Consider the following 10,746-nt stretch of genomic DNA (forward strand, 5'->3'; position numbering starts at 1 on the left):
CAGGACAATACTGTAGCCCGACTGTAGCCCGGCTAAGGCGTTTACGCCGCGAGCCGGGAAAACCATCAACTTACCAGCTGCTTGAGCAGCGCAAAGGCCTCTTTCATTTTGTCTTCGCTGACCACGAAGGCGCGCAGTTGATTTTCCGCATCCAGCCCTTTCGCCACCAGCCCCTCTTTAGCGGCCACGATGTTCCACGTCAGATCGTCGCGGCGAGTGTCGCCGGCCAGATGCAGCGGCAGATCCGGGGTTTTCACCTTCACCAGCATTGGCGGCAGCTTGAGTTCCCCCGCCTGCGCCAGCAGGTTCTTACTCAGACACATCGCGCTGAGTAAAATCGGCTGCAGGAACGGCAGCACCATACCGTTGATCTCCGCACAGTCGCCGAGCGCATAAATCGCCGGGTCGCTGGTTTGCAGTTGATTATTGACCACCACGCCGCGGTTAATCTGCAATCCGGCATGGCGCGCCAGCGACGTTTCCGGGCGCAGGCCCGCGGCGGCGACTACTGCATCGACGGTTATGGCGCGCTGGCGGTCGAGGCTGACGCGAATGCCGTCGGCGGTTTGTTCCAGCGCTTCCAGCTGCGTTTTCAGCATCAGGTGTACGCCCATTTCAGTGAGCCGATGCTGCAGGCGGCTGCTGGCCTCCGGCGGCATTAGCGCCGCCAGCACGCTGGCGGAGTTATCGACCACCGTTACCGCTTTGCCGGCGCGGCAGAAATCCATCGCCAGTTCGCAGCCAATCAGGCCGCCGCCGACGATCAGCACCCGCCTGGCGTCGCGGAGCTGGCTCTGCGCCGCGCCATATTCGCGCTGGCTGTTCAGCGTCAGCATCAGCTCGCGCCCCGGCACCGGGGGGATAAACGGCGTCGCCCCGGTGGCCAGCACCAGTTTGTCATAGCGCCACTGCCGATCCTGACTCTTGACCTGATGATTTTCGGCGTCGATATCGCTCACCCAGGTGTGCGGATACAGGCGCAGATTGTACTGTTCGGCGAACTCGCCCGCGCTTTGCAGGGTCAGGTCGTCGGCGTTCTGCCCGCGGCTGATGACATGGCTGAGATCCGGTTTGTTGTACTCATCCATGCTATCGGCGGCGATTAAGGTCAGCGGGATTTGCGCATCCTGCTTACGAATATTTTTCACCAGCTGGCGGGCCGCGAAGCCCGAGCCGATGATGACGATGCCATCACTCATTTTGCCTCCGTTGCCAGTACGTCAAAGACATCTTTGCCAAGAGAACACTCAGGGCAGAGGAAATTGTCCGGCACTTCACTCCACGGCGTACCCGGCTGTACATCCTGGTTGGGTTCGCCCTTCGCCGGGTCATAGATCCACTGGCACACGCTGCACTGCATCATGGGACCGAGGTCAGCGGCCGCGGCGGCGGCGCAGGCGCAGTCCTGTGGTTCCGGCGTTGTCGCTGCTTCAGCAACCGGCAGCGGGGAGAGGGCCCACTGGCGGGCGATGTCGCGACCGTGTTGGCGGCACAGTTCCAGCGCGTCGATATCCGGACGCCATTTGGCTTTCAGGCTCAGCGACATTTCAAAGCCGGCATCCTGCAGACGGGTGGAGAGGCGGTCTACTGCGCCGCCGCTCCAGCCGTGGGAGCCAAAGGCGCTGGCGCGTTTATTGCGAAAACGCAGCCCGGTCATCTCTTCCACCAGCCCGGCGATTTTCGGCATCATCACGTTGTTCATGGTGGAGGTGCCCACCAGTACGCCTTTCGAGCGGAAAACGTTGGTCAGAATGTCGTTTTTGTCGCTGCGGGCGACGTTAAAGATTTTCACCGCCACCCGTGGGTCAACTTCGGTGATCCCCTGGGCAATGGCGTCCGCCATCATGCGGGTATTGTTGGACATGGTGTCGTAGAAGAGAGTGATGCGATCTTCCTGGTAATCCGCCGCCCACTCGAGGTATTTCTCGACGATTTGCGTCGGGTTATCGCGCCACACCACGCCGTGGGAGGTGGCAATCATATCCACCGGCAGGTTGAAGCCGAGGATCTCGGTAATTTTCGGCGTCACCAGGCGGCTGAACGGCGTCAGGATGTTGGCGTAGTAGCGCTGGCACTGTTCGTACAGTTCAATCTGGTCTACTTCATCGTTGAACAGGTGTTCGTCGCAGTAGTGCTGGCCGAAGGCGTCGTTGCTGAACAGCACCGCGTCGCCGGTCAGGTAGGTCATCATGCTGTCAGGCCAGTGCAGCATCGGTGTTTCCACGAAGATCAGCTGCTTACCGTTACCGATATCGAGAGTATCGCCGGTTTTCACCACGTGGAAGTTCCACTCCGGATGATGATGGTGGCCGTTGATCGAGTCGATGGCGTTGGCCGTGCAGTAAATCGGCGTATCCGGGATCTGCATCATCAGTTCGGTCAGCGCGCCGGCATGGTCCTCTTCGGCGTGGTTAATGACGATATAGTCGAGGTCAGCCAGATCGATTTCGCTGCGCAGGTTCTGCACGAACTCGCGGCTGAATTTATGATCGACGGTATCGATCAGCACGTTTTTCTCCTCGCGAATGAGATAGCTGTTGTAGCTGCTGCCGCGCAGCGTTTTATATTCGGTGCCATGGAAATCACGCACTTCCCAGTCACGTTGGCCAACCCAAAGAATGTTATTTTTAACCAGAATAGACATAGCAACCTCATTTAATGCAGTGTGTTCAAAGTGAGTTGACTGGTTTATTACAAGTTGCGTGCCAGTTTTTTAATTCATTGATAATTATCTCTTTTTTATTTTTTATGATTTTAGTTGATGTCAAAATGACAATGGTTAAAATAGTCAATATGACTATGTATATTGTCAAAATGACAATGGAGCGATGATGAGTTTTTCCGTCGAGGCGCTGGCGAGAATCGCCATTGATTTACAAAGCGATATCGGCCATGCCGACCGTTTTTCGCGCCTGATTGCCACCCTGCGGCAGATCCTTGGCTGCGATGCCTCGGCGCTGCTGCGCTATGAGGCGCATCAGTTTGTGCCGCTGGCGATCGATGGCCTGGCGCAGGATGTGCTCGGTCGCCGCTTTGCCCTGGAAGGGCACCCGCGGCTGGAGGCAATCGCCCGCGCCGGGGATGTGGTGCGCTTCCCGGCGGATAGCGATCTGCCTGACCCCTATGACGGGCTGATCCCCGGTCAGGAGAGCCTGAAAGTTCACGCCTGCGTGGGTCTTCCGCTGTTTGCCGGGCAGACGTTGATTGGCGCGCTGACCCTTGACGGCATGGATGCCGACCGTTTCGATAGCTTCAGCGATGAAGAGCTGCGGCTGATTGCCGCGCTGGTGGCTGGCGCCTTAAATAACGCGCTGCTTATTGCCCGTCTTGAAGCGCAAAACGTGCTGCCGGAGCAGTCGGTGAATTACCCACAGCCGGAACGTCAGGAGATTATCGGTCTGTCGGCACCGATGCTGCAGCTGAAAAAAGAGATTGAGATTGTTGCCGCCTCGGACTTAAACGTGCTGATCAGCGGCGAAACCGGCACCGGCAAAGAGCTGGTGGCGAAGGCGGTGCATCAGGGGTCGCCGCGAGCGGCTAATCCGCTGGTGTACCTCAACTGCGCGGCGCTGCCGGAAAGCGTGGCGGAGAGCGAGCTGTTCGGCCACGTGAAAGGGGCGTTTACCGGGGCTATCAGCAACCGCAGCGGTAAATTTGAGATGGCTGATAACGGCACCCTGTTTCTTGATGAGATTGGCGAACTGTCGCTGGCGCTGCAGGCCAAGCTGCTGCGTGTGCTGCAGTATGGCGATATTCAGCGCGTCGGCGATGACCGCAGCCTGCGGGTTGATGTGCGGGTGCTGGCAGCCACTAACCGCGACCTGCGCCAGGAAGTGGTGGCAGGGCGCTTTCGCGCCGATCTCTATCACCGCCTGAGCGTCTTTCCGCTGTCGGTCCCGGCGCTACGCGAACGGGAGAATGATGTGGTGCTGCTGGCTGGCTATTTTTGCGAGCAGTGTCGATTGCGGATGGGACTGGCGCGGGTGGTATTGAGCGCGTCAGCGCGCGCCAGGCTGCAGCAGTGGTCCTGGCCGGGCAACGTGCGCGAACTGGAGCATGCTATTCACCGCGCGGTGGTGCTGGCGCGGGCCACCCAGGCCGGTGATGAAGTGGTACTGGAGCCGCAGCATTTCCAGTTTGCGGTGACGGCGCCGATGTTGCCGACTGAGACGGCGGCAGCGGCGCCGGCGACGGAAAACGTCAATTTGCGCGAGGCGACTGACTCTTTTCAGCGAGAAGCGATTAGCCGCGCGCTGGAGGCGAACCAGCGCAACTGGGCGGCGACCGCCCGTGCGCTGGAACTGGACGTCGCCAACCTGCATCGGCTGGCGAAACGACTGGGGCTTAAAGGATCCCTGCCTGGTAAAAGTTCTGCAGGTTGATGGCGCCGACCAGTTGGCCGTTTTCATCCACTACCGGTGCGGCGCTGATTTTGTGTTTCATCAACCGCTCTTTGGCTTCCACCGCGCGGCTTTCCGCCTGCAGCGTCACGCCGTTGCGGGTCATCGCCCGAGTGACCTCATCGTTGAGCGTGCCGCCGCCCACCAGCCAGCGGCGCAGGTCGCCGTCGGTGAAAACGCCCTGCACGCGGTTGGCTTCATCGCAGACCGCCACCAGGCCGAGTCCGGTGCGGCTGAGTTCGAGCATAGCGTCCATGACGTTAGCCTCGGTATTGACCCGCGGCACCTCTTCGTCGCGGCGCATCAGGTGATGCACTTTGTTCAGCAGACGCGCGCCGAGGGCGCCCGCCGGGTGAGAACGGGCGAAATCTTCTTCATTGAAACCGCGCGCCTGCATCACCGCCATCGCCAGCGCGTCGCCCAGCATCAGGGTGTTGACGGTGCTGGAAGTGGGGGCCAGATGCATCGGGCAGGCTTCGCGCTCGACGGCGATATCCAGCACCGCTTTCGCCGCCAGCGCCAGCGGCGAGGTGGATTTGCCGGTCATTGCCAGCAGCGGAATAGATTTTTCTTCCAGTCGCGGGACGATCAGATCCAGCTCTTTCGCGCTACCGGAGTAGGAGATAAACAGCATCACATCGCGGCTGTCGAGCATGCCGAGATCGCCATGCAGGGCTTCCGCCGGATGGACGAAAAAGGCCGGAGTACCGGTACTGGCGAAGGTGGCCGCCAGCTTTTTCCCGATGTGGCCGGATTTACCGATACCGGAGACAATCAGTTTGCCCTCGCAGTGGATGATGGTTTCCGCCGCGCGGATGAAGTCGTCGCCCAGGCGCTCCGGCAGGCGGCTCGCCTCCTGTAGTTCAAGCATCAGGGTCTGGCGTCCGGCCTCTAACAGAAAGTTACTCATGATGTTCTCCAGTAATAATGACTTCAATACCTTTTGCTTCCAGCGCCTGCCGGAATGCAGGGTCAATATCGGCATCGGTAATCAATTTATCCACGCGCTCAAGGCCGCAGACAATATTGGGACTTTTACGGCCAAACTTTGATGAGTCGGCCATCAGGATCACTTCGCGGGCGGCGTTGCACATCGCTTTGCTGACGGTATACACCTCATTGAAGGTGGTCACGCCGGCGTTCAGATCGATGCCGTCGGTGCCCATAAACAGCTTGTCGAAACTGAACTGTTCGAAGGCATTTTCCGCCAGCTGGCCGTGGAACGAGGCCGATTTTTTGCGAAAGGTGCCGCCGGGCATCAGGATAGTCTGTTCATTATCCAGTTCGGCAAGGGCGTTGACGATATGCAGACTGTTGGTCATCACCGTGATGTTATTGAAGCGGCTGAGCAGGGGGACCATCTGCAGCACTGTGCTGCCGGCGTCGAGAATAAGGGAGTCGCCGTCGTGAATAAAACGTACGGCGGCTTCGGCGATGCGCGCTTTTTTATGAGTGTTGATCAGCGTCTTATGATCGATCGGCGGATCGGCTTCATCCTTGTTAAGCACCACGCCACCATAGGTGCGAATGACGGTGCCAGCATTTTCCAGCGTGACCAGATCCTTGCGGATGGTGGTGCCGGTGGTATCGAAGTGTTGCGCCAGCTCTTCGACCGAGCATTTTCCCTGCGACTGCAGGAACTCGAGAATGGCTGCCTGGCGCTGACGGGGTTTCATAGGCGTCTATCCTGCGTTTAAGTTTCAAAGTGATAATTTCGCAAGATATTTACTTTTACAACGAAATTACCCATGTTTCGGATTAAGCGCTAATGATAGTGCATTCTGACAGCGCGGATCATGGGGAAAGATCACATCAGGCTGCAATTCCGCGATATGTTTGCCGGTAAGCGTGGGGATTTTTTGCGGGCGAGCGAAAATCGTGAAGCCTTTCATTAGCAACGTATCGCAAATACGGTTGTCATCATCGACGGCGATGGCGACAATGGCGCGCGGTTTAAAACGCCCGGCAGAGCGGCCGACGCCGACCCGGCCCTGCTGGCACAAACTGTCGAAGGCGCGATTGAAGCGGCGGATCTGCCAGCCGCCAAACGCCAGCTGGGTAAGCCAGGCGATGGCGGCGACGGTAATGAGTGCGGTAACCATAATGTCTCCTGAAGGTGTGATGCCGGGAACAACCCGGGTACCCATTTGTCGGGTGGCGGCTAACGCCTTACCCGACCGACAGTTTTGTAGCCCGGATAAGCGCAGCGCTATCCGGGAACCTGTTAAAACATCACCTGGCCGCCGGTAACGTTGATCGACTGCCCGGTGCAGTACGACGCCTGCGGGCTGGCGTAAAACATCAACACGTTCAGCACATCCTGATATTCGCAGCCGCGCTTCAGCGGCACTTTGTCGATGTAGTACTGCTCGACTTCGCTCTCATCGATGCCGAGCTTGGTGGCGTACTGTGGCAGCAGCGACTGGAACATCGGCGATTTCAGCAGATTGCCGAGCATCAGCGAATGCACGGTAATGCCATATTCCGCCAGATCCAGCGCCAGCGACTGGGTCAGCCCGACGCCGCCGAACTTCGCCGCGCTGTAGCCGGAGTTGTGCTTGCTGCCCACTTTGCCGGATTTCGAGTTGATCTGAATGATGCGTCCTTTAATACCGTCGCGGATCATCAGCCGGGAGAACTCGCGGGCGCAGAGGAAATAGCCCACCAGATTGACCTGCAGCGAGCGGTCAAAATCCCCCAGCGCGAAGTCGCTAATAAACGCCGCTTTGGCGATCCCGGCGCTGTACACCAGCAGATCGACGCGCGAGAAAATCTCGTCCACCCCGTGGGCCAGCGCCGTGACGCTGGCCTCGCTGGTGGCATCGGCGCCGAAGCCGTATGCCGTGCCTTCGCCATACTCGGCGTTAATCTCCAGGGCGACGCGGCTGGCTTTTTCGCTTTGAATATCAACCACCGCCACGCGGTAGCCCTCGGCGGCCAGCCCGCGGCACAGAAACTCTCCTAAGGTTTGTCCGCCACCAATGACAACAGCAACCTGATTCATCTTTCTCTCCTTCTAAGCAACAAATTTCAGTACGCAGCCGGGCGCGATGGCGTCCGGCACCGGGCCCGCCACGTGGACGGTACCCGGGAACTCCGCTTCACGATGGCCGTCAAAGCGCAGGGTGATGTGGCCCAGCTCGCGCAGGTTTTGTTCGGCGACCTCGCCGACGGCGGTTACCGGGTAGCGCTGTTCGCCAAGCTGCAGCTCTGCCCCCGGCTGCAGCGCGCCGGCAAGCTCACCGTGGTTGTGAATAAAGCAGTACTCTTCGATATCCGCCGGGGCGCCCTCGCGGAAGGTGATCAGCATTTGCTCTTCCAGCGCCATCGTTGCGCAGGCGCCGATGTGCGTAATAGTGGTCTGGTAAATCACAGTCATCTTCAGGAACCTCTTACTGGTAAATAAATCCGGAAACGAACCACGCGATCAGCACGGTTGGCGCGCCGGTCAGGAAGCGACTGACCAGCACCGACGGCACCCCGACGCGCACGGTATCCTGACGGGCTTCGGCCAGCGACAGGCCTACCGGAATAAAATCGCAGGCGGCCTGGGCGTTGATGGCAAACAGCGCGGGCAGGGCGAGGTGTGGCGGAATGTTGCCGAGACCAATTTGAACGCCGATCAGCACGCCGATCACCTGGGCTATCACCGCGCCGGGGCCGAGAAACGGCGACAGCAGCGGAAAGGAGCAAATCAGCGCCAGCGTCACCAGCCCCAGCGGATGGCTGGCGAGCGGCGCCAGGCCGTGGGCGATCCAGTCGCCGATGCCGGAGGCCATGATGATGCCGATCAGCGCCGAGACGAAGGCCATAAACGGCAGAATGGTTTTCAGCACCGTATCAATGGTGTCGCGCCCGGCCTGGAACAGCACTGCCACCACCGATCCCATCCCCATCCCGACCTTCGCCAGCAGGCCATCGCTCTGTTCGGTGATCTTCTTGCTGGTGTCATACTCGCGGCCCGCGGCAGGGAGGGGTTGCGCAGCCGTCTCGCCGCTATCTTCCAGCAGTTTGATGTTCTCTTCTTTCACCCCGGAGACGTAAATATCCTCGACGATATACTGCGCCAGCGGCCCTGATTTGCCGGTGGCATGGATATTCACCGTCGGGATGCGGCGTTTAGGATAGAGCCCGCAGCGCAGGGTGCCCCCGCAGTCGATAATCGCCACGCCGATCTCGCTTTCCGCTGGTTCTCCCTCTTTAAACCCGTCCACCGGCTGCCAGCCGGTCAGGCTGGCGATGCGGTCAACGATCGCCGGGCGGGTGCCGGCGGTGATATAGACGATCTTTTTGCCTTCGACGACGTCGAGCTCAAGCGGGCCGCCCCAGCCGCCGGTACCTTTCTCAATACGAATCCGGGTCATGATGTCGCTCCTGACAGATGCACTTTCTGGGAAAGCTGAATCGCCATTTTTCTCTCGAAAATTGAGGTGGTCAGGTCGGTGACCCAGCCGCGGAAGAAGTTAGTCACCAGCCCGACCAGCAGGTAGCTCACCGCCAGCGGACCGAGCGGCAGGCCGAGGGTGGTGAGGCCGTTGGCGATGCCGAGATAGACAAACAGCTCACCGGGGTTGATATGTGGAAAGAGACCGTTCATTGAGTGGCAGCTATACGACGCCGCCGCGTAATAGCTGGGCTTGTACTTCTCTGGCATAAAGCGGCCGAGACTCAGGGTCATGGGGTTACAAAACACGAAGGTGCCGATGCAGGGCAACAGCAAATAGCGGGAGATCGGGTTCCCGGCGCAGCGCTGCGCCAGCTTCTCGATCCGCTGCTGTCCGATAAAGTTGATCAGCGCGTTCATGATCACCAGCAGGCTGATCAGTAAGGGGAGGATCCCGGTCACCATGCCGGTAAATACCTCGCCGCCTTTCTGAAACAGGCCGATAAACCACTCCGCGCCGTGGGTAACGACGTCAATCATTGTTCTCTCCTTCAGCGTGTTATTTTTCTTGCTAACTGCAGGCTGATTTTAATCACTTTGAAAGGTTTTAAAGTGTTAAATAGATCGCAAAATGAAAGATAAATATTTTATTTTGAAAGTTTGAAAGCAAGGGATGAAATGTTGCAGGACATGAATGCACGCAGGAGAGGTGCCGTTGAAGGACTATTTTGTCTACAAACGGATTGTCGCTTTCTTGTTGGTCGTCGCATGCTTTACCATAATTATCCCTTGCTGAATTTGTTAAACGGAATTCCCATGTTGAAGCGTCGCTATCTGGCTTTACTTCCCCTTTGTGTGCTCCTCGCTGCCTGCAGCAGCAAACCCAAGACCCCCGCGGAAACGGAGATGGCGAGTGGAACCGGCGGCTTTTTGCTGGAACCGCAGCATAACGTGATGCAGATGGGCGGCGACTTCGCCAACAACCCGGCGGCGGCGCAGTTCATCGATAAGATGGTGGCGAAGCACGGCTTTGACCGGCAGCAGCTGCAGGAGATCCTGTCGCAGGCTAAGCGCCTGGATTACGTCCTGCGGCTGATGGATCGTCAGGCGCCGACCGGCCTGCCGCCGACCGGGCCGACCGGCGCCTGGTTACGCTATAAGAAACAATTTATTACCCCGGATAATGTGCAGAACGGCGTGGTGTTCTGGAACCAGTATCAGGATGCGCTGAACCGCGCTTATCAGGTTTACGGCGTGCCGCCGGAAATCATCGTCGGTATTATCGGCGTGGAGACTCGCTGGGGCCGGGTGATGGGCAAAACCCGCATCCTTGATGCGCTGGCGACCCTGTCGTTTAGCTACCCGCGCCGCGCTGAATACTTCTCGTCGGAGCTGGAAACCTTCCTGTTAATGGCGCGCAGTGAAAGCGACGACCCGCTGGATCTGAAAGGCTCTTTCGCCGGGGCGATGGGTTACGGCCAGTTTATGCCGTCGTCCTATAAGCAGTATGCGGTCGATTTTAACGGCGACGGACATATCAACCTGTGGGACCCGGTGGATGCTATCGGCAGCGTGGCTAATTACTTCAAACAGCATGGCTGGGTGAGCGGCGATCTGGTGGCGGTGCAGGCGCTGGGCCAGGCGCCGGGGCTGGAGAATGGTTTCAAGACCAAATACAGCGTTTCACAGCTGGCGGCGGCGGGGCTGACCCCAACCCAGCCGCTGGGCAACCATCAGCAGGCCAGCCTGCTGCGGCTGGATATCGGCACCGGCTATCAGTACTGGTACGGGTTGCCTAACTTCTACACCATCACCCGTTACAACCACAGCACCCACTATGCAATGGCCGTCTGGCAGCTGGGACTGGCGGTGTCGCAGGCCCGCGGCGAGTATTGATCCTTTTATCCGGCCGACATATTTCAAACCTCTTTTTGTCGGGTAGCGGCTAACGCCTTACCCGAT

11 protein-coding genes are annotated in these 10,746 nt (G+C 58.8%); 2 read left to right on the top strand and 9 right to left on the bottom strand.

The features are described 5' to 3' along the window. Nucleotides 1-65: 65 nt before the first annotated feature. Together norW and norV are read right to left on the bottom strand one after the other, a co-directional pair. On the bottom strand, nucleotides 66-1,199 hold the full coding sequence (norW, locus tag ACKLKD_RS26720; protein ID WP_025712775.1) for an NADH:flavorubredoxin reductase NorW: 1,134 nt from the start codon (nucleotides 1,197-1,199) through the stop codon (nucleotides 66-68). After that, nucleotides 1,196-2,644, bottom strand: coding sequence for an anaerobic nitric oxide reductase flavorubredoxin (norV, locus tag ACKLKD_RS26725; protein ID WP_087806344.1), 1,449 nt, complete (start codon nucleotides 2,642-2,644; stop codon nucleotides 1,196-1,198). The genes norW and norV overlap by 4 nt, the downstream gene beginning before the upstream one ends. Nucleotides 2,645-2,831: 187 nt before the next feature. On the opposite strand from norV, the gene norR reads away from it, so the two are divergent. Beyond that, nucleotides 2,832-4,382: a nitric oxide reductase transcriptional regulator NorR gene (gene norR / locus ACKLKD_RS26730; RefSeq protein WP_080924989.1), complete on the top strand. Its 1,551-nt coding sequence runs from the start codon at nucleotides 2,832-2,834 to the stop codon at nucleotides 4,380-4,382. Here the strand turns inward: norR and gutQ are convergent. The 7 genes from gutQ to srlA form a co-directional block, all read right to left on the bottom strand. Further along, nucleotides 4,345-5,310: an arabinose-5-phosphate isomerase GutQ gene (gene gutQ / locus ACKLKD_RS26735; protein ID WP_025712772.1), complete on the bottom strand. Its 966-nt coding sequence runs from the start codon at nucleotides 5,308-5,310 to the stop codon at nucleotides 4,345-4,347. The genes norR and gutQ overlap by 38 nt on opposite strands. Beyond that, the gene (gene srlR, locus ACKLKD_RS26740; RefSeq protein WP_080924988.1) at nucleotides 5,303-6,076 is read right to left on the bottom strand and encodes a glucitol operon DNA-binding transcriptional repressor SrlR; all 774 of its coding nucleotides are present in this window, start codon (nucleotides 6,074-6,076) and stop codon (nucleotides 5,303-5,305) included. The genes gutQ and srlR overlap by 8 nt, the downstream gene beginning before the upstream one ends. 66 nt (nucleotides 6,077-6,142) lie before the next feature. Next, a complete protein-coding gene (gutM, locus tag ACKLKD_RS26745) occupies nucleotides 6,143-6,502 on the bottom strand; it encodes a transcriptional regulator GutM (protein ID WP_025712770.1) in 360 nt (119 codons plus the stop codon). Between the two features lie 122 nt (nucleotides 6,503-6,624). Then, complete coding sequence (srlD, locus tag ACKLKD_RS26750; RefSeq protein WP_025712769.1) at nucleotides 6,625-7,404, bottom strand: sorbitol-6-phosphate dehydrogenase; 780 nt, start codon at nucleotides 7,402-7,404, stop codon at nucleotides 6,625-6,627. Nucleotides 7,405-7,416: 12 nt separating this feature from the next. After that, a complete protein-coding gene (gene srlB / locus ACKLKD_RS26755; RefSeq protein ID WP_025712768.1) occupies nucleotides 7,417-7,779 on the bottom strand; it encodes a PTS glucitol/sorbitol transporter subunit IIA in 363 nt (120 codons plus the stop codon). A 13-nt stretch (nucleotides 7,780-7,792) separates the two neighbouring features. Further along, nucleotides 7,793-8,764, bottom strand: coding sequence for a PTS glucitol/sorbitol transporter subunit IIB (gene srlE, locus ACKLKD_RS26760; RefSeq protein ID WP_087806346.1), 972 nt, complete (start codon nucleotides 8,762-8,764; stop codon nucleotides 7,793-7,795). Then, on the bottom strand, nucleotides 8,761-9,324 hold the full coding sequence (gene srlA / locus ACKLKD_RS26765; RefSeq protein WP_002914812.1) for a PTS glucitol/sorbitol transporter subunit IIC: 564 nt from the start codon (nucleotides 9,322-9,324) through the stop codon (nucleotides 8,761-8,763). The genes srlE and srlA overlap by 4 nt, the downstream gene beginning before the upstream one ends. Nucleotides 9,325-9,600: 276 nt before the next feature. Between srlA and mltB the strand changes: the two genes are divergently transcribed. Further along, nucleotides 9,601-10,680 carry a lytic murein transglycosylase B gene (gene mltB, locus ACKLKD_RS26770; RefSeq protein WP_025712766.1) on the top strand — a complete coding sequence of 360 codons (1,080 nt, stop codon included), beginning with the start codon at nucleotides 9,601-9,603 and terminating at the stop codon, nucleotides 10,678-10,680. Nucleotides 10,681-10,746 lie beyond the last annotated feature (66 nt).

It is taken from the genome of Klebsiella sp. 10982 (assembly GCF_048589245.1).
GTDB lineage: Bacteria > Pseudomonadota > Gammaproteobacteria > Enterobacterales > Enterobacteriaceae > Klebsiella > Klebsiella quasivariicola.